Origin of the sequence: Salmonirosea aquatica (genome assembly GCF_009296315.1) — a bacterium.
GTDB classification, from domain to species: Bacteria; Bacteroidota; Bacteroidia; order Cytophagales; family Spirosomataceae; genus Salmonirosea; species Salmonirosea aquatica.
On the sequence record NZ_WHLY01000002.1, the window covers coordinates 1,768,494 to 1,791,199 of the forward strand.

Annotated in this window: 21 protein-coding genes; 11 read left to right on the forward strand and 10 right to left on the reverse strand. The window is 49.5% G+C overall.

The features are described 5' to 3' along the window. The first annotated feature begins 53 nt into the window (after window positions 1-53). Complete coding sequence (locus tag GBK04_RS08450) at window positions 54-1,469, forward strand: hypothetical protein (RefSeq protein ID WP_152758596.1); 1,416 nt, start codon at window positions 54-56, stop codon at window positions 1,467-1,469. A gap of 188 nt (window positions 1,470-1,657) precedes the next feature. On the opposite strand, the gene GBK04_RS08455 is transcribed toward GBK04_RS08450, so the two are convergent. The 3 genes from GBK04_RS08455 to GBK04_RS08465 are packed head-to-tail and all read right to left on the reverse strand — an operon-like array spanning window position 1,658 to window position 4,252. Continuing rightward, window positions 1,658-2,398: a peroxiredoxin family protein gene (locus tag GBK04_RS08455; RefSeq protein WP_152758598.1), complete on the reverse strand. Its 741-nt coding sequence runs from the start codon at window positions 2,396-2,398 to the stop codon at window positions 1,658-1,660. Between the two features lie 50 nt (window positions 2,399-2,448). After that, window positions 2,449-3,063 carry an IMPACT family protein gene (locus tag GBK04_RS08460; protein WP_152758600.1) on the reverse strand — a complete coding sequence of 205 codons (615 nt, stop codon included), beginning with the start codon at window positions 3,061-3,063 and terminating at the stop codon, window positions 2,449-2,451. Next, window positions 3,053-4,252, reverse strand: a complete 1,200-nt coding sequence (locus GBK04_RS08465; protein ID WP_152758602.1) for an MFS transporter — start codon at window positions 4,250-4,252, stop codon at window positions 3,053-3,055. The genes GBK04_RS08460 and GBK04_RS08465 overlap by 11 nt, the downstream gene beginning before the upstream one ends. Before the next feature lie 227 nt (window positions 4,253-4,479). On the opposite strand from GBK04_RS08465, the gene GBK04_RS08470 reads away from it, so the two are divergent. The 4 genes from GBK04_RS08470 (at window position 4,480) to GBK04_RS08485 (ending at window position 11,712) form a co-directional block, all read left to right on the forward strand. Continuing rightward, window positions 4,480-7,626 (forward strand): SusC/RagA family TonB-linked outer membrane protein, encoded by a 3,147-nt coding sequence (locus GBK04_RS08470; RefSeq protein ID WP_373330829.1) that lies wholly within the window; start codon window positions 4,480-4,482, stop codon window positions 7,624-7,626. A gap of 20 nt (window positions 7,627-7,646) precedes the next feature. Next, complete coding sequence (locus GBK04_RS08475) at window positions 7,647-9,464, forward strand: RagB/SusD family nutrient uptake outer membrane protein (protein WP_152758604.1); 1,818 nt, start codon at window positions 7,647-7,649, stop codon at window positions 9,462-9,464. A 209-nt stretch (window positions 9,465-9,673) separates the two neighbouring features. Next, window positions 9,674-10,486, forward strand: coding sequence for an alpha/beta fold hydrolase (locus GBK04_RS08480; RefSeq protein WP_152758605.1), 813 nt, complete (start codon window positions 9,674-9,676; stop codon window positions 10,484-10,486). Between the two features lie 5 nt (window positions 10,487-10,491). Continuing rightward, on the forward strand, window positions 10,492-11,712 hold the full coding sequence (locus GBK04_RS08485; protein ID WP_152758607.1) for a PAS domain-containing sensor histidine kinase: 1,221 nt from the start codon (window positions 10,492-10,494) through the stop codon (window positions 11,710-11,712). Between the two features lie 37 nt (window positions 11,713-11,749). On the opposite strand, the gene GBK04_RS08490 is transcribed toward GBK04_RS08485, so the two are convergent. After that, window positions 11,750-12,148, reverse strand: a complete 399-nt coding sequence (locus GBK04_RS08490; protein ID WP_152758608.1) for a response regulator — start codon at window positions 12,146-12,148, stop codon at window positions 11,750-11,752. 321 nt (window positions 12,149-12,469) lie between these two features. On the opposite strand from GBK04_RS08490, the gene corA reads away from it, so the two are divergent. Beyond that, window positions 12,470-13,414, forward strand: a complete 945-nt coding sequence (gene corA, locus GBK04_RS08495) for a magnesium/cobalt transporter CorA (RefSeq protein WP_152758611.1) — start codon at window positions 12,470-12,472, stop codon at window positions 13,412-13,414. Between the two features lie 55 nt (window positions 13,415-13,469). Next, on the forward strand, window positions 13,470-14,021 hold the full coding sequence (locus GBK04_RS08500) for a GNAT family N-acetyltransferase (protein WP_152758613.1): 552 nt from the start codon (window positions 13,470-13,472) through the stop codon (window positions 14,019-14,021). A 27-nt stretch (window positions 14,022-14,048) separates the two neighbouring features. Here the strand turns inward: GBK04_RS08500 and GBK04_RS08505 are convergent, their stop codons facing one another. From GBK04_RS08505 to GBK04_RS08515, 3 genes are all read right to left on the reverse strand, one after another. Beyond that, on the reverse strand, window positions 14,049-14,678 hold the full coding sequence (locus GBK04_RS08505) for an FkbM family methyltransferase (RefSeq protein WP_444544415.1): 630 nt from the start codon (window positions 14,676-14,678) through the stop codon (window positions 14,049-14,051). A gap of 32 nt (window positions 14,679-14,710) precedes the next feature. Next, window positions 14,711-14,890: a hypothetical protein gene (locus GBK04_RS08510; RefSeq protein ID WP_152758617.1), complete on the reverse strand. Its 180-nt coding sequence runs from the start codon at window positions 14,888-14,890 to the stop codon at window positions 14,711-14,713. 83 nt (window positions 14,891-14,973) lie between these two features. After that, complete coding sequence (locus GBK04_RS08515; RefSeq protein ID WP_373330831.1) at window positions 14,974-15,843, reverse strand: glycosyltransferase family protein; 870 nt, start codon at window positions 15,841-15,843, stop codon at window positions 14,974-14,976. 289 nt (window positions 15,844-16,132) lie between these two features. Between GBK04_RS08515 and GBK04_RS08520 the strand changes: the two genes are divergently transcribed. Next, entirely contained in the window at window positions 16,133-17,131 is a 999-nt protein-coding gene (locus GBK04_RS08520; RefSeq protein ID WP_152758619.1) for a ribonucleotide-diphosphate reductase subunit beta, read from the forward strand. Window positions 17,132-17,198: 67 nt separating this feature from the next. Here GBK04_RS08520 and GBK04_RS08525 read toward each other — a convergent pair whose 3' ends face one another. Both GBK04_RS08525 and GBK04_RS08530 read right to left on the reverse strand, forming a co-directional pair. Then, a complete protein-coding gene (locus tag GBK04_RS08525; RefSeq protein ID WP_152758621.1) occupies window positions 17,199-17,660 on the reverse strand; it encodes a regulatory protein RecX in 462 nt (153 codons plus the stop codon). 77 nt (window positions 17,661-17,737) lie between these two features. Then, the gene (locus GBK04_RS08530; protein ID WP_152758623.1) at window positions 17,738-18,373 is read right to left on the reverse strand and encodes an outer membrane protein; all 636 of its coding nucleotides are present in this window, start codon (window positions 18,371-18,373) and stop codon (window positions 17,738-17,740) included. 184 nt (window positions 18,374-18,557) lie between these two features. Here GBK04_RS08530 and GBK04_RS08535 point away from each other — a divergent pair, with 184 nt between their 5' ends. Continuing rightward, window positions 18,558-19,391: a metallophosphoesterase family protein gene (locus GBK04_RS08535; RefSeq protein WP_373330832.1), complete on the forward strand. Its 834-nt coding sequence runs from the start codon at window positions 18,558-18,560 to the stop codon at window positions 19,389-19,391. Between the two features lie 36 nt (window positions 19,392-19,427). On the opposite strand, the gene tyrS is transcribed toward GBK04_RS08535, so the two are convergent. After that, the gene (tyrS, locus tag GBK04_RS08540) at window positions 19,428-20,744 is read right to left on the reverse strand and encodes a tyrosine--tRNA ligase (RefSeq protein ID WP_373330833.1); all 1,317 of its coding nucleotides are present in this window, start codon (window positions 20,742-20,744) and stop codon (window positions 19,428-19,430) included. A gap of 406 nt (window positions 20,745-21,150) precedes the next feature. On the opposite strand from tyrS, the gene GBK04_RS08545 reads away from it, so the two are divergent. Both GBK04_RS08545 and GBK04_RS08550 read left to right on the forward strand, forming a co-directional pair. After that, window positions 21,151-21,864 (forward strand): ferritin-like domain-containing protein, encoded by a 714-nt coding sequence (locus tag GBK04_RS08545; protein WP_152758625.1) that lies wholly within the window; start codon window positions 21,151-21,153, stop codon window positions 21,862-21,864. 40 nt (window positions 21,865-21,904) lie between these two features. Next, the gene (locus GBK04_RS08550) at window positions 21,905-22,696 is read left to right on the forward strand and encodes a ferritin-like domain-containing protein (protein WP_152758627.1); all 792 of its coding nucleotides are present in this window, start codon (window positions 21,905-21,907) and stop codon (window positions 22,694-22,696) included. Window positions 22,697-22,706: the final 10 nt, after the last annotated feature.

The window sequence follows — 22,706 nt, forward strand, 5'->3', positions numbered from 1 at the left end:
CCAAGGAAATCACGTATACAGTCGACGGCTTACAGGCCAATACGAGGTATCCCATGCGCGCGATCGTGAATCTTCAAGGGGATATAAGCAATAATAGCATCGAGCTTTTCTCTACAATAACGACTGCCCCGGCTCCCATCGGAAGAAAAAAGAAACTTTTGTTTGTGGTTGATCAGGAATGGAGAGACAATGCGGCAATCAGCCAGGCATTGCAAACCTATTCGCGAGACGTCAACCTGACCGACACGAGCGTTGTTTTCGGGTACTATTACATAGGTACCTCCCTGGCCGAGAAAATCGCCCTGTATGAGAATGTAAAGCGCGACTACCTGGATAATGATTTGGCTTACTTGTTTTTTATAGGTCGAAACGCCGTTGTGCCAATCGCTACTGTAATCTATGATACAAACAATCAAATAGTCAACCGTTATTCGCTCCAGTCCTTTACCTACTACACCTTTCCCCGGTATAATGCCTATCAGTTCGATGCTAATTCAGGTGAATTTGTTTCACCAAGGACCCCAAGTCTTTATGATCGTTCTGAAACTGAAAAATTGAATGCAGTATTTCAACAGACCGGTGGAGCCATTTCTATGGGAATGCTGGTACCTGACATCTCGTACGACCGTCAGACGAGCACGAATCGGATTTTGGCTTACTTTGATAAACTGCACCGATACAAAAATTACGAATTCGGATTTGACAAAAAAGTTCTGATCACCGATGGTTTTACAAGTGACGTTGAAACCATGAATTTAGCGGAGCAGAATGATCGTTGGTACGCAGCAGACTCGGTAAAATTCGGTCGTGTAAAAAACAATTCTTTTTCGGGCTACGACCAGCTGTGGAAAGACGATTATATTCAGAAGTTACGGGACAACTCCTATGAAATCCTTACCTACAATGGCCACGGGTCAAGCAGTTATCACAGTTTTGGAATTACCGAAACAGACATTACTCCGCTGCCCGCGCTCAACACGCAGATTATCAATTTTCATTCGTGTGACGTGGGCAACTTTCGACATGCCGGATACCTGGCCAATAAGTATCTGGAAACCGGGAACGTACTGGCCGCCCATGCGTACAGCGATTTGCTTTTTGCATTTACCATCAACGGAAGGAGCGCGCTGGCGCCGGAATTCGATAGAAATGGAGTATTCGACAACATGTCAAAAGGGGAGACAATCAGTGATGCTTTCAGGCATTATACGGGCTATATAGATACTGAACTCATTCTTGGTGATCCACTCTTGACTTTGAGAGAATCGTGTGGCCCTGTTATTGAAAGCCAAACGTCGGGCGACTGGCATACTCGTTCTACTTGGACTTGCGGGCGCATTCCCACCCAAAACGATACGGTGCGCATCCTGCCGGGGCATGTCGTCACTTTACAGAATATAGGACAGGTAAAGGACATTGCAGTAGAGGGAAAATTGGACTTATTAGAGTCTGGCCGATTGGAATACTGATCTTATATTTTAAGGCGGGCTTTGAAATGATTATCACGTTTCAAAGACCGACCATCTTTCGATGTAGTAAGAATCGTATCTTGCCCATATTATGCTGCGCTATGGGAAAGCCTCAGGCCGTACTTTCGATGAGTATTTTTATGACGATGTCAATATCCGGGTGGATAAACTGAGGGAGTAAAGGAGCGCTACTTTCTAAGATACTTTTGCAAAGGAAGAGGAGAATTATTTTCGATGAGAGCCAGCAAGGTACCCTCGGGTCCGATGAGTAGGTAAGAGGGAGAAATCGAAAGCCCATATTTGATCATGAAATTCCGGGCTTCAGGAATAGGCACGAACCCTAACTTGAACTCGTTCATGGCAGCGTAACCTTCCGGCATCGAAGACATAGTGATTCCCAGCGAAACCAACTTGATGTGCTTCGCCTTCGCTATGCCAATTAATTCTACCAAATCTTTAGCACTATCAGCGCTAAAAAATGGGGGCTCTAAATTTTGCCAAAAACTTAACAATATGTAGCTACCCCTCAACTGTGAAGAACTGTACGTTTGATCGTCGGCCCCCTGCATCACAAAAGGACTAAGTACCTGCCCTACTTCCGGCTTTTTATAATCATTCAATAGATTCGCCTGTCCTAGCTCCAATTCTTCTTTCGTTTTCTTTCTTACCACATAAAAGGAAACCTGTCCGTATTCGTCAATCTGTGGAATGGCACTGTATTCTTTGGAACCGCCCTCAAACATCCGGGAAAATTCCTCGAATGGTATCTGCATACCCGTCTCTTTGTCGTAAATTTTAGTGTTTCTGTCAATTGTGCCTTGGGAGCTTATCCGTCTTGTGCTTCTTTGCAGGCTACTCTGAGCCACGGCGGTATGAGCGAGTCCATAGAACAATAAGAGAAGTATGAGAAAAGATCCGCGTGAAATCATGGCTTGTTACTTTATAAATATTCGTTTTCTTCCCCGCATGAGGCCAGAAGTTATACTGTTTTCCGGTACATCAGCCTTACACCCTCAATTTCCTCAAAAGTAGGTACCACCCGATTCAACAGCGTTTTTCGAATCAGCACTTTGAAGGTACATTCCATCTCAAACGCTTGCTCCGTCACTTCCAATTCGTAGTTTTTCAGAATCTGGTTCACGTCGCTGGTCGCTTCGTAGGGAAAGCTGATTTCGTACTCGTCGCAGACGTATTTTGTCAAAATCACGGCTTCGTCCAAAGCCAGCTCGGTGGCGGTTTTGTAGGCATTGATCAGGCCGGGTACCCCTAGCAAGGTACCCCCAAAGTACCGCACCACCACGACCAGAACATTGGTCAGATCGCGTGAGTAGAGCGTATTCAAAATAGGCCGCCCGGCGGTACCTGACGGCTCGCCGTCGTCGTTGGCGCGGTAGTGATTTCGGTCCAGCCCTAGGCGATAAGCATAGCAGTGGTGAACCGCCTTGGGGTGTTGTTCGCGCAGGGTACCTAACAGAGGTTTGGTATCTTCCTCAAAGCGAATGGGATAAGCGAAGGCGTAAAACTTACTGCCCCGGTCTTTGAAAAAACCTTCGGCGGGCGCCTCAAGGGTACGGTAGCTGTCGTCAAATAGCATCGTTCTTCCGATTCATTTTCAAAATAACCACCGAATACACCAGCGCTGTCAATCCCAAAGCGGCCATCACCGAAAACGCCAGCGGTAGCCGCGCTATTTCATTGGCAAAAATAGCCGCGGCCAGGTAGGCCCCAAGGCCAATGCCCGCTTCCATCGAAATATACATGGTAGCCATGGCCCGCCCTCGCCCGTCTTCCTCGCTCAGATCCACTGTCCAGGCAGTAAGGATAGGTGAAAGGATACCCGTGGCGAAACCAAAAAACACGGCACCCGTAAAAAACAACACGGGCGAAGTGGCAAAGCCCGTACACAGCATGGCCACGATAAGATTGATGCAACCTACCACCACTACCTCTACCCTACCATAACGGTCCGAGACTCGGCCCGCCACCAGCCGGATGAATAGCGACGTAAGCGTGTAGACCAGAAAATAAAGGCCGTGGTTGCGCAAGCCGAGTGAATCGCTGAAATCGGGAATGAGCGTAAGTACCGCTCCGAAGCTGAAATAGGTCAGGAAAACCACCAGCGAAGGTGGCAGCACGCGCGGCTCGAAAACATCCTTGCGGGTAATCCTGAATGCCTCCCATGAAAGCCGGGCGGGATTTTTCAGTGTTTCTTTCATATTGATCAGAATACCGATCGAGAGAAACGCCAGAAACGACGAAGTGTAGAATAAGGCATTGAGTGAAAACACGGCCGCAATCCAACTCCCGATGGCCGGTCCCAACGCCGCCCCGATGCTGACACTCATGCCGTATACCCCCAGTGCCTCGCCCCGCCGGTGCGCGGGAACGATATCGGCAATGTAGGCTGCCGTACCCGTAGGCTTAAAACCCGTCGAAAAACCATGTCCTAACCGCAGCAGCAGGAAGGGTACCACAGTAATAAAAACGGGATATAGAAATCCGCACACGAAGCACACCAACGACCCGAACGCCATGACCGGAATGCGTCCGATGCGGTCGGTGAGGCGGCCACTGAACGGGCGCGACAGACCGGCAGTGAGCGTAAACAGACTTATGATAAATCCCTTGTACTCGGCTCCACCCATGCTCGTGAGGTAGGTGGGCAGCTCGGGAATGAGCATATTGAAACTGGCAAAAAACAGAAATGAACTTAGGCTGAGTAGCCAAAATTGCCCGGTGAAGATGCCGGGTGTCGCGACGCCCGGTGTGGCGGTAGTTTGCATTCCACAAAGGTAGGGGATGTAAGCAAATATCTCCGCTCATCAGGCGCAGAAGCACATTTGAGTTAAGATATTAGTAAATAAGTATTTAACGATGCATCCCTTATCGTTGGCTTCTATAAAAGTAAATTTCACTTTTTACCCGGAAATATGATACTCGGAGTAAGGGAAAGTACTATGATGGGGCGTCAAAAAAGAACAACCTATAATAAAGTAACAATTTTACACCTATGAAAAAACATCTAATGCATATTTCGTTTAGGATGGCTCTGAGCTGCATACTTTTTGCTTTCACGGGCCATTCGTTGCTTGCTTCCGCAGCGCCGTACCCCACGCCGGGTACTACTGGCCTGCGTACCATTGTCGATAAAACGATCACGGGAACTGTAACTTCTCAAGAAGACAAAACGGGCATTCCCGGCGTCACTGTTCTGCTGAAAGGTACCACCATCGGTACCACCACCGACGCCGACGGTAAGTTCAGCATTGATGTGAAATCCGACGCCGACGTACTGGTATTTTCGGCGGTGGGTTTCCTGACGCAGGAACGTACGGTAGGCAACGCCAGTGTGATAGACATTATACTGGCAACGGATCTGAAAACCCTTGACGAAGTGGTAGTGGTAGGGTACGGTACCGCCAAAAAACGTGACCTTACCGGGGCCGTGTCGCAAATAAATGCCACCAAGCTCGACAATGAAAACCCCCAGTCAGTACAGGACATTTTACGGGGTAACATCGCCGGTCTGAACGTGGGGATGTCGCCCTCGGCAAAAGGCGGGGGTAGCCTGCTGGTGCGCGGCAAAAACTCCCTGAATGCCGCTTCCAGCCCGTTGCTGGTACTGGATGGAGCCATCTACTACGGCGAACTTTCGGACATCAACCCCAACGACATCGAAACCATCGACGTGCTGAAAGACGCCAGTTCGGCGGCCGTATTTGGGGCCAAAGCCGCTAGTGGGGTCATTCTGATCACTACTAAAAAAGGACAGGAAGGCCCGCCAGTAGTGAACATCAATACCAACGTAGGCGTAGCGTCGGTTTCCAAGAATGAAGAAGTATGGGGACCGAACGAGTTTCTTGACTGGCGGAGCGAGGTGATGAAAAATATCAATTCTAATTTCAAACCCGGCCAGTTTACCAATCCTGACAACCTACCCACCGGTGTAAGCCTGGAACAGTGGCTGGCCTACGACGGTTCGGCAGGTGACCCTACCACGGTATGGCTCCAGCGCCTGGGCATGCAACCCATGGAAATAGAAAATTACAAAGCCGGGAGAAGTGTGGACTGGTACAGCAAGGTATTCCAGAACGGCATCCGGCAGGATCACACGGTCAGCATGTCGGGACGCAAGGACGGGCTAAACTATTACATGTCGCTGGGGTACCTCAATAACGAAGGCATCATTTACGGCGACAAGTTCAGCACGGTGCGGGGTCGCCTGAATCTGGAAGGCAAAATCAATAAATTCCTGACCGTGGGTACCACACTACAGTTTGCCGACCGCGACGAAAGTCAGGTGCCGGTGGATTACAATCTGGCGCGGACTATCTCGCCCTGGGGATCGGAATATGACGAAAACGGCAACTACATCTGGCGGCCTAATGGCGAAGCAAGCGGGGGCAAGCACCCCTACTACGACCGTAGTTTCATTGACCGTCGCAAAAAGTTCACAACCCTGAACACCACTTTGTACGCGTTGGTCAATCTGCCCCTGGGCATCACCTACCGCATGAATTTCACGCCGCGCTACGAGTTTTATGAATATTACAACCATGAGTCCTCCAAACATGCCGAGTGGGCCGCTGTGGGCGGAACCGCCGTCCGGGAGCAAAGAAAGGACTACTACTGGCAGGTGGATAATATTTTCAAATGGACCAAGACGATCAACGACGTACACAACTTCGACGCCACATTCCTGATCAACGCCGAGAAATTTCAGCGGTGGAGCAATTCCATGTCAGCCCGGGGCTTCCTGCCCTCTGATGTGTTGGGGTACCATAATATGGGCACGGGTGTAAATCCGACCATCAGCAGCAACGACGAGGTAAGTACTGGCGACGGTCTGATGGGCCGCCTTTTCTACTCCTTCAAAGACCGCTACATGCTGACACTATCGACCCGCCGCGACGGGTACTCAGCCTTCGGACAGAAGAACCCGCGCGCGTTGTTCTCCTCGGCGGCAGTAGGCTGGGTGTTCACCGACGAAAAATTTGGTAAAATACCCTGGCTGAACTACGGTAAGCTGCGCCTGTCGTGGGGTAGCAACGGAAACCGGGATATTGGCCGGTACGTGGCCCTTTCGGATTTGAACACCGGCAAGTACCTCTACCAACGCCAGGATGGCAGCATCTACCAGGTGAACCAATTGTATGTGAACCGGATGCAGAACAGCGACCTCCAGTGGGAGCGCACCACATCCGTGAACCTGGGTCTGGACTTCGGAATCTTCGACAATATCGTGAGTGGTTCAATTGAATTGTACAAATCGTCTACGACGGATCTGCTCGTGCAGCGCTCGCTGCCTGATATTCTTGGGTTCAGCTATGTATGGGATAACCTCGGCGAGGTACAGAACAAGGGGATTGAGTTCAACCTGAGTTCGGTCAATATGAACCGCGAAAAATTCTCGTGGCGCTCAACGGCTACCTTCCAGCTGAATCGCAACGAAATCGTACACTTGTATGGTGATCTGGATGCTAACGGCAAGGAAATAGACGATGTGGGCAACCGCTGGTTCATCGGCCATTCCATCGACGAAATATGGGACTACACGGTGGACGGCGTATGGCAGACCAGCGAGAAAGAAGAAGCCGCCAAGTATGGCGTACAGCCGGGCGATTTCAAGATCAGGGATGTAGACGGCGATGGCAAGTACACCAACGCCGACAAGGATTTCCAGGGCTGGCGCAATCCCCGTTTCCGCTGGACGCTGCGCAATGAGTTCCGCCTCTTCAATGTCTTAGATGTAGCCGTTTCTTTTTATTCCTACTGGGGACACAAGGACGACTTCAACCAGATGAAAAACCGCGACGGGTTCCTGGACCGGACCAGTTCGTACAAATTCCCCTACTGGACCGCCGAAAACCCCAACAACGAATGGGCGCGGTTGTATTCCAGCGAAGGCGGTTCCAGCGGTTTCTCGGTGTATCGCGATCGTTCATTCATCCGCCTGGATAATATCTCGGTAGGCTACACCATTCCCAAAACGATCACACAGAAGGCTAAGATCCAGAATCTGAAAGTTTTCGGTGCCGTGAAAAACTTGGGCTACTACGCGCCCAACTGGAACTACTACGATGCGGAGCCGGATGATGATGGCAACAATGTTCCTGCGCCGAGAATCATCACCGTCGGAATTGATATCACGCTTTAATGCTTAACCTGCCAAACAACATGAAATTTTATAATAAAACGAAACTGATTTTGACCGCTGTGCTGGCTGCTACGCTGACCAGCTGCGATAAATCCTGGCTCGCCCCTGAGCCGCTCTCCTTCTATTCGCCGGAGAACACCTTCAATGATCCCGAAGGTCTGGAAGCTACCCTGGTAGCCTGCGAGCGCAACATGCGCTACGAATGGTACGGCGACTCACCTCCCATTATCACCGAGAGCATCTTCTCCGATATTGCCGTGGAAGGTACCACCGACAAGTCGGGTCCCGCCCAGAACATGGATTTGCAGATCACGCCCGACGCCCAGCTCAACAATGGCGATTACAACAAGATCGGCTGGTACTGGTACGAAGGCTATAAGGGTATCAAATACGCCAATGTGGCTATCTCCCGCATCGAACAGCCCAAGTGGGAATCGGAAGCACAGAAAAATGATGTGCTGGGCCGGGCCTATTTTCACCGCGCCTACCGCTACTACCGCCTTACGCAGCAATTCGGCGACGTACCTCTGATTTTGAATGAAGTAACGGAACCCAAGCTGGACTTCTTCTCGACCAAGCGTGAGGTCATCCTGAAAAAAATGAAGGAAGATCTGGAATTTGCTGAAAAGTGGGTACCTGTGATAAAAGACAAAGGTACCGTCAACCGCGGTGCAGTCAGTCACTTACTTACCAAGGTAAACCTGGCCCTTGGCTTGTTTGACGATGCCATCAAGTCGGCCAGCAATGTCATCGACGGCGGTGCTCATAGCCTTATGACTTCGCGCTTCGGGGTAGATCAAGCTGACGCCAGCAAAGATGTCGTGTGGGATTTGCATCGGCCCGAAAACAAAGCCCTGCCCTTGAATAAGGAAGCTCTGATGCTGGTACTGGATCGCTATCAGATTGAGGGCAACACGGATGGGGGTACCACTAGTATGCGCCAGGGGGTACCCTTCTGGTTCAACAACATCAACACCCCCAATGGCAACCGGGGTACCATCGATACCTATAATATCGAGATAGATCAGGTGACCGAATACGGTCGAGGCATTGGCCGTTTGCGCCCCACCTGGTACTCGACCCATAGTGTGTGGGATGATGCCAATGACTTTCGCCACAAGCCCGGCAACTGGATGACGATGGAGGATTTGCTGTACAACAACCCCTCCCTGAAGGGCAAGGACCCTTACTACGGCAAGCACCTGCAATTCCGGAAAGAAGACGGCACCGTGCTGACGATCGATAGTATCCGCTGCTGGTTCGACTGGCCTCATTACAAGTTGTACATCCCCGATCCCGAACGCGTGCAGCCGCAGGGCGGGCATACCGACTGGTACGTGTTCCGTCTGGCCGAAACGTACCTGTTGCGGGCCGAAGCCTATTTCTGGAAGGGGGATTTGACCAACGCCGCCAAGGATGTCAACTCCGTTCGGACCCGCGCCAACTGCGCCCCTTACGAGCCGTCGGAGATCAACATTGGTACCATCCTCGACGAACGCGCCCGGGAGTTATACTACGAAGAGCCCCGTAAGACGGAGCTGACCCGCATCGCCTACATCCTGGCCATGACGGGCAAAACAGCCTACAACGGGAAGTCGTACAACATGGCCAGTTTCTCGGACAATAACTTTTTCTACGACCGCATTATGGAAAAGAGCAATTTCTATAACAAGGGCGTCAAAACCCGGCACGGCGACGAGTACAAAATGAGTCCTTACCATGTGCTGTGGCCCATCCCGCAGTCGTCGATCAATAGTAATTCCAAGGGAATCCTGAATCAGAACAAAGGATACAATGGCTACCAGAACAATGTACCGCCGCTGACGACGATTCCATAAGCGCCTTTTGCTAGTTTTGATGAGAGCGATTTGTTCTCTATCGACGAATCCCGACTACTTTCATAGCCGGGATTCGTCGTTTATTGGCTTGTATACATCTACCCGGCCTAAAATAACCCTGATAAGGCATTAGTATTCTAAAATGGGTAGTACCTTTATTGACTTAACCTGGCTAAGCCAAAATCTGCACTTCTGGACCACTGCACCTTATGCCTACCGATGTACTGAAAAGAAACCACGTTCGGGTACTAGGCAAAGGTACCACGCCCATGCTGTTTGCACACGGCTTCGGCTGTGCCCAGCAGATGTGGCGCTATATATGGCCAGCCTTCGAAGACGATTACAAAATTGTCCTGTTCGATTATGTAGGAAGCGGACAGTCGGATGTCAGCGCATATAATTCCGAGCGGTATGCCAACTTGAACGGCTACGCCGAAGATGTACTGGACATTTGCCGGGCTTTGGATCTGAGGGAGGTCATCTTTGTGGGGCATTCGGTAAGCTGCATGGTAGGTTTACTGGCTTCCATTAAAGAACCCGTTTTTTTTCAGAAAATCATCCTGGTAAGTCCTTCTCCGCGGTACATCAACGATCAAGGGTACGTAGGAGGCTTTGAACACGCCGATATCGAGGAATTGCTCACCACCATGGAACGGAATTTCATCGGCTGGGCCAACTTTCTGGCTCCGGCCATCATGAAGAACCCCGGTAACCCCGAACTGGGTCAGGAGCTTACTGAGAGTTTCTGCTCCACCGATCCCGTCATCGCCCGGCAATTTGCCGAGGTCACTTTCCTGTCCGACAACCGGCGGGATCTTCATAAAGTGCGTCATCCTTCCCTGATCCTGCAATGTTCGGACGACATGGTAGCCCCCGCCGAGGTAGGCAGCTACCTACGGGATAATCTTCCCGCCAGTCAGCTCGTGCTCATGGAAGCAACCGGGCACTGCCCGCACATGAGTGCTCCGGAAGAGACCATCCATTTTATGAAACAGTACCTCGAATCTTCCGTCTTAACCTGAATTTCTTGAAAGTAACCCACAGTGCCGATTATATTGTACAAACCATGCCCTGCGCCTGTCTGTTGTTTGGAGACGGGAGTACCATTGAGTTTGTCAATACTTTTCTTTGCGAACTGCTCGGCTATGAGGCGGCTGAGCTCGTCGGCCACAAACTGGACCGTATCCTGACATTTTCCAGCAGGCTTTTTTACCAGACGCACTTTTTTCCTCTGCTGAGGCTGAATGGGAAAGTCAGCGAAATTTTCTTCATGTTGCGCTCCAAAGCCGGCGAAAGTATCCCGGTCATGACCAATGCCACCCGGGATTCCAGCGGTAAAAAAGTCGTGAACCTGTGCATATTCATTACCGTGTGGGAACGGCAGAAATATGAAAGCGAAATTCTTGAATCCAAAAAGAGCCTGCAAAAAGCCCTCGAAAACAACGAGCAATTAAAAGGGCTCCAGGCACAACTGGAAGAGCACCAGCAAAAGTTGGACCGTCAGATCGCTACCCTCATCCAGCGAAATCAGGAGTATGTGCAGTTAAACAAAGTTCTGTCGCACGATCTGCAGGAGCCTATTCGAAAAATAGCCATCTATCTGGATATACTTTTAAAAGAAGAAAATATTTCTGGAAATCAGGGGATCAAGGCTCAATTTACGAGAATCCAGGCTTCCGTTACCCGGCTTCGTGCTTTGACCCAGAGCCTGCAGGAGTTTGTCAGTGTCGAATCCAATGAAGAATTACCCACAATCGTTACGCTGGATGCCCTGATCGCCAAGGCAAAGGCCGACGCGGTCCGCGTGACGGGTTTTGATGATTTTGAGCTTGAAGTAGGAGAAATGCTTCCGATAGAAGCGCGTGCCGGACAGATGAGGTTGCTTTTTACGGAACTATTTAAAAATGCCATTCAGAATCGGAAGGTACACGCCCGCTTGCGCATCATGGTTGGTTCGACGACCGTTGAAGAAAACAGCTACCAGTTCAGTAAAGACAGGTACCGATACATGGATTATTCGAGAGTGGAAGTAACGGATAACGGGAAAGGATTTGACAACCAGTATGGTACCTACGTGATGGGGTTGTTCAACAAACTGGATTCCGAATCGGCCGGCATGGGCATGGGCTTGGCTCTGTGCAAAAAAATTGTCTCCAATCACTACGGAACCCTATCAACAAATTCGCGGGAAGGAACCGGAAGTACCTTCATCATCACACTACCCGTCGTACAGCCCACAGCGCTATGATGGCTTCAGGAAATTGAACCCCTTTCTTCCGAAATGATCAGCCCAGATAACGTATGGTGAGCTGATTGGCTATATCAGCAAATCCCTTGACCGTAGCCGGTTTAGACACAAACTCGGCGACGCCTGCATCGAAGGCATTCTGAACGAAGGTAGGGTTATTGGTGGTAGAGATCATAACCACTGGAATGACGGGAAAACCCGGATTCGACCGCATGGCCTGGACGGTTTCCACGCCGCTCATCTTAGGCATGTTCATATCCATCAGGATAAGGGTGGCAAGGGGCGAGCCAGCCCGTTGGATCATCGACATCAATTCAAAGCCACTGGTGGCTTCAATGACTTCCATGGCCTGGCTGGTTTGAAGCAGGGCCTGCCGCAGAAAAAACCGGTCGTCCGGATCGTCATCCACCAGATAGATAATAGGGGTACCTCGCATAGCCTTGAATCGGAATTACCTACCTGGATTAATCGCCACAAAAAGTAAAAACAGAGTACCCCGAAGGGGTGCAGTCGTATACTACCGACTCACGAAGGTACCTCAAATAAGCCACTATTTCAAAAACCTGACTTGAAATTAGGATGCCGCACAAAGATGGTGCGGTTGGTGCATAATTGACCGACGGCTAGTCGGATGAGCTGAAAAACTGAAATCAAAACCTCTTCGATTCGGTTAACTTTCAGTCTCTTCCTTTTCTCCCTACCTTTGAAGGGAAATTTCAATGTAAAAAAGACCGAAGGCTAACGGCCGACCGCTATAATGGTTCGAATCTACTACAAAGAAGGTCGCCTGATTAAACGCGAAACAGACGTACGGGAGTTGGGCAAGCTTGAAAATCCGCTGTGGATCGATTTGCAGTCACCCTCACAGGAAGAAGAGGAGTGGGTGGAAACCAAGTGCGACATCGACTTTCAGACGCCGCAGGAAATTGTGGAGATCGAGAGCAGCGCGCGGTTTTTCGAGCAACACGACACCATCAACGCCAACTCCAACTTCCTGCAGATCAATTCGAACGGCTACCAGACCTACCCCGTTTCGTTCATTCTGCGGGGTAGCGTGCTTTTCACCTACCGCCGGGGCGACTCCAAGACCTTTGCCGACACGGTGAAGAAAATGAAGGTGAGTCCGGATACGTTTCAGACGGGCGTAGACTTCATGCTCATGCTACTCGAAACCCGCATCGAGGCCGATGCCGATTCGCTGGAAGCCATCTCGCGCGATATTTCCTCTATCAGCAAAGACCTCATCCGCGAACAGAAAGCCCGGCAGGAGGTACTGATCCGGATCAGCTCATTGCAGGAAATCACAATGATGCTGCGCGAAACCTCCATCGATAAGCAACGGGTACTTTCGGGGATTCTACGCAGTCAATACTTTCCTGAAGACCGCAAGGAACACCTGCGTATCATTCTGAAAGACATCAGTTCGCTGCTGGAATACACCACGTTCAATTTCGAGCGGCTGGAGTACCTGCAGAACACTTTTATGGGTTTGATCAACCTTGAACAGAGCCAGGTGATCAAAATTTTCACCGTCGTGACGATCATCTTCATGCCACCTACCCTTATCGCGGGTATCTTCGGCATGAACTTCGTGTCGCTGCCTACCTCGGGTTGGTCGTGGGGCTTCTGGGCGTCGCTGTTGCTGATGGTACTTTCTTCCTTTGTAGTACTGTGGTTTTTCAGAAAGAAGAAGTGGATTTGATTATAAAGTACCTCCTTTTAGCAAGCCTCTGCCTTCCGGTAAATTGTCTGCCTCTATGCCTCTTCACTTCACCACCGCCCAGACCAACGACGACCTGCGCCAGATCCTGGCTTTGCAGCAGAAAAACCTTAAAACTAAGGTAAGCGAAGCCGTGAAACGGGAGCAGGGTTTCGTCACGGTATGCCATAGCTGGGAGCAAATCAACCTAATGCACCATACTACCCCGCAGATAGTGGCCAAAGATGGCGATAAGATAGCGGCCTACGCACTGGCCATGCTTCCCGCCCTGGGAGAGCTGGTACCCGACCTGCAACCTATGTTTGCCCTGTTTGCTCAAATTCCGTGGCGGGGAAATTTTCTTACCCACAGCAATTATTACATAATGGGGCAAATATGCGTGGCGGAAGAGTACCGGGGTCAGGGTACCTTCGATGGCTTATACCAGAAGCACCGCGAAGTGTATCGTCCTGATTTTGACCTGCTCGTTACGGAAGTATCGACCAACAACACCCGCTCCATGCGCGCCCACGAACGGGTAGGCTTCCGCACGATCTACACACACTTGGATCATGTAGACGAATGGAACGTACTGGCGTGGGTGTTTTGAGGCAGAGCTACATTGCTGCTACTGGGCTCAACCAGCTTTAGGAACCGCGTAGAAGTTGAAGGTTTTCCAGTGGTTCATGTCCTTTGCCGACTTAATAGCGATAATTTCGGCCTGATCGTCAAAATTGGAAAAATAATAAAGGGAGTAGCCTAATCCTGCTACCGTTTCATAAAGTTCCGCCCGTTCTGATGGTGTGGATCGCTTGAAACACTCTGCCACCAGCACAGGCTTGTATTTCATTAACAAGCCGCCGATTGACTCGATCACCTCCCGGTCGGCACCTTCCACATCCACTTTGATGAATGAAAGACGGGGTAACAAATCAGAGTAGTGCTTTAGAAGGAAATCCTCAAGCACAACACCCTTTACTTTTTGTGACAATTGAAAGGAACCCTGATCCGTAACGACTTCGTTGGCAATACCACCGTTGCCAAATGAAGCCTCTGAAGACGCATAGTTGAATTCGCCTTCCTCTTTGGTGATGGCAAATGGATAAGGGATGATGTTGGCCTTGTCGCGGTTGAGTTTTACATTTTCTTCCAGGATTTTATACACATAAGGATTGGGATCGAAGCCCAGAGTGGTACCCTCTTTCCCGGCAGCCAATGCCATCGGGACAGTCGTATCTCCAATATTGGTACCGATATCAATGCACAATGATCCCTTTGGGATGAATTTTTTGAAAAAATTCACTTCCTGTTGGGTAAGAACCTTGGGGGAATGAGTGGATTTTTCCAGTTAGCGAACCGGATTTCACCTTCTTCGGCCATCTGGAATGCATCGATGGTATGACCATATTCTTGAGTATGGCGGCGGGCCTTCTTTTTCGCCGTTTTTTTAGAAATCAGATCTTTCAAGTATTCAATCATGGTTTGTTTTCGAGTTTGGCGCTAGTTGGCTTACAAAACTAAATTTTTTTATCGATTTAGGTTGTCCGGCAGTGAAAAGAGGCCTATATCTGCCGGTAATTCCTGAATTCAAACAACCGCCTTCCGGTCTTTTTCTCAAACCAATAAAGCAGGCGATCCTTCAGATCAAATTTCTTACGATTCAGGTCCATTTCCACCTTCCAGTCTTGCCGGGCAATGCGTTCCTGCATCACCTTTGGATGACTTTCCGCAAATCGTGTGAGCGAGTCGAACTGGGTGAAATCGAAGAAGTCTCCGCTTTGCAACAGTTCTTGCCACGCTTGCTCATCCTTCCAGAACCGCCCCACATTCTTCATTTTCTTTTTCATTTGGGTCGGGCTTTTTACCCAGCCATAATGATAGATAGCTGCCCCCGAAGGCTTGACTTTTAGCTTCGTTTTTCCCTTTCGAAAGCCTTGAGCGTCGCGAAAAGCCGAAATCGCGGGGTCGTTTCGAATAATCCTGACTTCACGACGGTACCAGGTACGGCTATCCCCCATGTAGTCGTAGGTACCATAGAAATGCAGATAATTGAACAAAAGCCCTTCCACGTTCGGATCGCCCACGTACATCTTACAACTATGGCGCACTACAGCGTGGTATTGCTCGTGCAACACTTCGTCGCCCTGAATATAAAAAACCCAATCAGCGTCGGCTGGCAGTTGCCGGTAGGCTTTGTCTGTTTCAACAGCCAGCACCTTGCCGCCTTGGCGGAGGGTCATGTCCCAAGTCGATTCCACGATCCTTATCTTGGGCGAATCGATGGCTTGAATCAGTTGGAGGGTATCGTCGTCACTTTGTCCCACGCTGACGAGCATTTCATCCACTACGGGCAGTATGGAATTTATGGCTTCGACAACTGGATAATCGTTCAGAAGGGCGTCCTTGATAATTGTAAATCCGACTATTTTCACCGAGTAAGGCTGATTGATGAAATAATTAAGGTTAAAAGTAACTGGTTCGTATGGTATGTCCAGCAATTGTTTTCACTTTCAAAGGTTTTTATTATCCGAAACAGTTGACAGCTAAACGCTTGACTTTTCCAAAATAGAATTATTCCAAACAACTCACTCGAGTAGGTTCCCGCGCCTTGAATTTCATGCCGTATCGGTGTAGTTTTGTTTATTCCAATTTTTGCCAACAATCTGGTTGGACAGGGCGTTGTACCTTCACCTTTTTCATCAAAAAAATACCATCGTTTTTATGTCACAAGTAAGCACCACTCATCAGGAGCCCCTTTTGGTTGAGGATCCCCTGCGCTTCGTTCTTTTTCCCATCAAGCATCAGGATATCTGGCACATGTACAAACGCCACGAGGCTTCATTCTGGACGGCTGAAGAAATAGACCTGGGGCAGGACATGAAGGACTGGGTAAACCTGAGCGATAACGAACGTCATTTTATCTCCCATATCCTGGCTTTCTTCGCAGCTTCTGATGGCATTGTAAATGAAAACCTAGCCATTAACTTTCTGAGTGAAGTACAGTACGCAGAAGCCAAGTGCTTCTACGGCTTTCAGATTGCCATGGAGAATATCCACTCCGAGACCTACTCGCTGCTGATTGACACCTATATCAGAGACCCTGCCGAAAAAGACCACTTATTGAGGGCCATCGACACGGTACCCTGCGTGCAGAAAAAAGCCGAGTGGGCTTTGAAGTGGATCAATAGCCCCGAATTTACTGAGCGTATCATTGCTTTCGCGGCGGTGGAAGGCATTTTCTTCTCGGGATCATTCTGCTCTATTTTCTGGCTGAAGAAGCGCGGCCTGATGCCGGGTTTGTCCTTCTCCAATGAACTGATATCCCGCGACGAAGGGCTGCACTGCGAGTTTGCATGCCTGCTTTATACCGATCACATCAAGAATAAGCTACCCCAGGAGCGTGTATTGGAAATCATGCTGGATGCGGTAAGAATCGAGAAGGAATTTATTTCCGAAGCCCTACCCGTGTCACTAATCGGTATGAACGCCGAACTGATGAAGCAGTACATTGAGTTCGTGTGCGATTTCTGGCTGGAACGTCTGGGTTGCGAGAAGTATTTCGGTTCGTCCAATCCCTTCGATTTTATGGAATTGATTTCACTGCCCGGCAAGACCAATTTCTTCGAAAAGCGCGTCGGTGAATACCAGAAAGCTGGCGTAATGTCGGGCGTGACCGATAAGGAATCAGGCCATAAGATCGCTTTTGACGAAGATTTCTGATCTTCCAACGCTGACAGCGTTGCAAACCGCTGTCAGCGTTAATCAAAACCAGTCAAGCGTCTTTCCTCTAATTGCCTAATACCTCATTCACGATTTTCCACACGACCCCGCTCTCGTAGCCCTTGCTCAGAGCGAAGCGCACGAGTTTTTGCTTACGCTTAAAGGCATCAGGTTCTGACCGGAGCAGCTGTTCCTCTTTTTTGGCCAATAGCTTGCGCAGGGTTTCTTCGTACGCACTGTCGTTGATTTCTTCCATGCCCTGTCGAATGGAGGCATCGTCCAGCCCGCGCCGCGCCAGTTCCTGTCTGATCCGCAACTTGCCCCACTTCTTAATCCTGAACTTACCGCTGACGTAGGTCTTGGCGAAGCGTTCCTGACTCAGATAGTTCAGGGATATCAGCTCCGCAATGATCTCATCGGCAGCTTCATCGACCACTTCCCATTGCGCCAGGCGCTGGCGCACTTCATCGGGTGTACGCTCCTGATAAGCACAGAACGCGGCGGCCCGTTGTAGCGAAAGTCGATCCATCTTTTTTTCCGTCGCAGGATTTTCCGTGCTGTTTTTTCCGGAAGATAAGAAAAATACCTACCTAAACCGTTCAAATCTCAGGGCCGGCGGCTCACGAGTTCGGAAGTAAGGCGATTGCGATCGAAACGATTGCCGAAAGTGAATGAAATACCCACGTGAGCGGTCAGGAAATGGGACGATCGATCGAAAGTGTACTGGGTGTCGCCGGCCTGATTTTTACCCAACCCTATGTTGTAAAGTACCTCCCCGATGGCCGTCAATCCCTGAGTGAGGTCGTACCCTACACCTATTTTCGGAGCGAATCCAAACGTAGTGTTGACCACCACATCGTCGTAGACCTTATTGCTGTTGAAACTCAGGTCGGCATTTACAGCCGTGCGTATAATACCGGCCTCCAAACCTACATAGGGATGCAGATCCCGGTCGGTAAACTGGTAAACGAATGTACCCATGACCGGCACGGTAACCGCAGTGAGGCGACCTACAAGGCCATTGCCTTCTTGTGTGACATTTTCGATGTAGGCGCGCCCCCGTATCCCCACGGCGATTTTTGGCAACAGGTAGTATTTTATCCCTATCCCACCGCCCCAGGCGCCTTGTCCTCCTTCATTGGAAGGAATGACGTACCCTGCGTTCCCGTCAAAACTCAATTGGGCACGGGCCGTTATTCCCAAACCAAAAATCAGCAATAGGCAGGATACTAAATATTTCATGGATAAGCTCACTAAGTTTGATGGATAATCACAGGCTACGTAGGTACCGGCAGCAATAATCGTTCTTTTTTTTAAAACTACGTATGGAAAAGACACCTGAATAGCCATTTACCCCTTTACAAGCCGAGAAATTAACCCTTAGGTCACCAAAAATCCCGTACTTTTATCCCGTACAACACCTGTTTTGGACCAACCTCACTTTGTCGTTCCCATGCAACTGGCCCGTCGTGACCTCCTGAAATTACTGCCTGCCCTGCCCTGGCTTTCTACTTCTATCCCGTCCATACGTCCGGTTCCCTTTGCGTTGCGGTTTGTGGTAGCTTCCGATGGGCATTACGGACAGCCCCAAACTGATTTCGAAAAATTCCATTCAGATCTGGTACGATGGCTCAACCAGGAAAAATTACAAAAGGGCCTGGATTTTGTCATTTTCAATGGAGACATCATTCATGATGAGCCTACCTTGCTTTACGATGCTAAAACGGCCCTGCGCAGTCTCACGATTCCTTTCTTTGTGACGCGAGGCAACCACGACCGGGTAGGAGCCGACGTGTGGGAAGGAACGTGGGGGTACCCTCCCAACCACAGTTTTGCGCGAGGCGAGTACGCCTTCATTTTGGGCGATACCTCCAACGAGAAAGGAGAGTACCTATGTCCCGATGTATCGTGGTTGCGCGGCGAATTGGCTAAATACAGCAGTAAGAAAGGAATCTTCGTGTTCCTGCATATCACACCCGCCAAATGGACCGACAATGGGGTCGATTGCCAGGAGGTACGGGAGTTGCTGGAAAAAACGCCTAATGTGAAGGCTATGTTCCACGGCCACGACCACAACGAGGACGGCGGCAAGATGAGTGGTGAAAAACCCTATTTTTTCGATGGGCACTTCGGAGGCAGCTGGGGTACCACCTACAAAGGCTACCGGGTGGTAGAGGTGTACGAAGACGGTACCTGGCAGTCGTATCAGTACAATCCCACCGCTGCGCCCATTATCAATACGTTTGTAGGAAAAAGCTGATAAGTTCTGACCCTTTGTCTTAACCTCATCAACTCCCTACTCCACCTTCACCAAATGATTTTTCTTGCCTTTGGATACCAGTACAAAGCGATCCTGCAATAAGTCAAAGTCAGATAGCGGCTGCTCTGCCCCCGTAACTTTCACCTTATTGATGCTTACTGCATTTTGCTGAATGGCCCGGCGGGTTTCGCCTTTGGAAGCATATATTTCGCCCTGCGTTACCGTAGAAAGTAGCTCGGTGACAGTGGGACAGGCGTCCCAATCGGAACGACTCACAAGGGATTGAGGTACCCCCTCGAAAATAGTTTCAAATTCATCGGCTTCGATCCCGCGCAGGGTTTCCAGAGTAGCTTTGCCAAACAGTACCTCCGACGCCTTTACGGCCAGCTGATAGTCGCGTGCCGAATGTACGCGTGTGGTAACTTCCTCCGCCAGGGCCTTTTGCATGATACGCAGGTGCGGAGCCTGCCCATGCCGGGATTCCAGTTCCTCGATTTCCTCCTGGGTATATAAAGTAAATACGCGCAGGAGCCGGTGGGAATCTTCGTCCGATTGGTTGATCCAGAATTGATAGAACTGATAAGGTGAAGTCATCGTCGGGTCCAGCCACACATTCCCTCCCTCGCTTTTGCCAAACTTAGTCCCGTCGGATTTGGTAATTAGGGGAGTAGTAAGAGCGAAAGCTTTGAAGTACCCCTCGTCATCGCCCTCTTTGCGCCGAATCAGTTCGGTTCCGGTAGTTATATTGCCCCATTGATCCGAGCCGCCCATTTGCAAACGTACCCCCTTATGTTTGTAAAGCCAGTAGAAATCATAGCCTTGCAGCAGCTGATACGAGAACTCGGTAAAAGAAATACCCGTCTCAAGCCGGTTCTTAACTGAATCTTTCCCCATCATGTAGTTTACGGACAGGAATTTGCCCACGTCCCGTAAAAACGTCAGAAAGCCGATTTCCTTGAACCAATCGTAGTTATTGACCATCTCGGCCGAGTTTTCTCCACAGTCGAAGTCCAAAAAAGACGCCAGCTGACGGCGGATGCCCTCTTGATTGTGCCGCAGGGTATCTTCCGACAGGAAGGAGCGCTCGGAAGCTTTGAAGGAGGGATCGCCAATCATGCCTGTGGCCCCGCCGACGAGGGCAAAGGGCTTATGACCAGCCCGCTGGAAATGCACCAGCAGCATGATTGTGGCCAGATTCCCGATGTGTAGTGATGCCGCCGTAGGATCAAAACCAATGTACCCCGCCATCGACTGCTGCGCCAATTGGGCGTCAGTGCCGGGCATCATGTCGTGCAACATGCCGCGCCAGCGCAATTCTTCGATAAAACCCGAACTCATGTTCGCTGTACTCATAATGTGCCAAATCGTAGTTTTCAGGAGTGCAAAGGTAAGGCGATTGTCTGATGTTCACAGCAGCCGTTCGGGTATTATTGGCCTGTGCGGCGGGTAAACCCATCCTACAAATGGGGAATGCCAGTATGGGGTAGGCGTATTAAATTATCTAAAATCATTCTAAATCAAGGAATCATTCTGAAAATATTCGGCAATATCTAAAAGAACCAAGTCTTGCTATTGTACCACGAAATCAAACTTATTAGTAGATTAATATTAGTATAATCAAATTTTTCCTGAGAGCATCTCTGAGGACACGGGAACTAAAATGTACTTTTTGTAATCCAGACCAACTTCTATGGCGTAAGTTTTTTATAGAGTTTGAGACACAAATAGAATAAGCAATTTTTTAAAACCTATTACAACTATGAAAAAAACGACAAACACAAAAGTATCATCGAATTCTTCTGAGAATAATCCGATGTTGGATGTGGTCAACCGGCGCTTTTTCCTGCGTTCGGCCGGGGTTGCCGCAGCAACCGGGGCCTTTGTTATGAGTGCCTGTACCGATCATGACCTGGATCCCGGTGATCAAGTTGTGGACCTCGGTTCGGGCGATATTGGGATCCTGAACTATGCCTATGCTCTCGAGCAGCTTGAAGCTGCTTTTTACATGCAGGTACTCATGACGCCTTATATCAATATGACTGATAAGGAAATGCGTTTCCTTACTGATATTCGTGACCATGAAATTGTACACCGGGAGTTTTTCAAAGCAGCTTTAGGTAGTATGGCCATCCCAGGTCTATCGGTTAATTTTTCTTCTATTGACTTTGCAAGCCGCGCCAGTGTGCTGGGAACGGCCAAGGTATTTGAAGATACAGGGGTTGCGGCTTACAATGGAGCCGGTAAGTTGATCAAAGATGGAGGGTACCTTTTATTGGCGGGTAAAATTGTTTCGGTGGAGGCACGCCATGCGGCCATTATCCGTGATTTGCTTGAGCCTAATACGACCGCCTTTGCGGGTGACGATGTCATTGATAGCAACGGACTCGATCTGGCTAAATCGCCTAGTATGATATTGCCTGCCGTAGCTCCGTTCATTGCTACCAAGATTTCAGGCAACAACTTGCCAAAATAATTTTTGACAACCCCATTAACAATATCAAAAGAACAAGACTATGAATATTTTCAAAATTATAGATGAAATCCAGCAAATAGATGGCGACGCGATCGGACGTATCGAGCACGCAACCCGCCGTAGCTTCATGACTAAGTTCAGCCGGAACCTCACGGCGGCGGCGCTCCCTGTGGCGATGGCTTCGATCGTCAACAAAGCTTATGCGCAGTCGGCCATGGCTGTGGATGTTTTGAATTTTGCCCTTACGCTCGAATACTTAGAAGACGAGTTCTACAAAATGGGTAATATGGCTTCTGGCCTTATTCCTGCCAAATATACCCTGGTCTATAATCAGATCGGTAAGCATGAATCGCAGCATGTAGCTTTCCTGAAAGGAGCTTTAGGATCTGCCGCAGTAGCCAAGCCTAATTTTGACTTTTCGGCAGGTGGTACTTTTCCAAACCCTTTTGGTGTATTTGATACCTTTGCTTTTTTATCGCACGCTTTCGAGGATACCGGAGTTCGTGCTTATAAAGGACAGGCAGGAAACCTGATAAATGATCCGCAGATTCTTGAGTATGCTCTACAGGTACACTCAGTAGAAGCACGTCACGCGGCTAAATCACGGGATATTCTATCAGAAATCAGAAATGCTCCCCAAATCAAGCCTTGGATTACACTGAATGAAGGATCACCCGCCGCTGTATACGCAGGAGACGACAATACGGTACAGGGTGGTACAGACATCAATGGTATAGCTGGCAAATCAAAACAGGCCATTACCGAAGCATTCGACGAACCCCTGACTAAGGATGAAGTGTTGGCCATTGCCAAGCTGTTTATCGTACCTTGAGGTACTTATA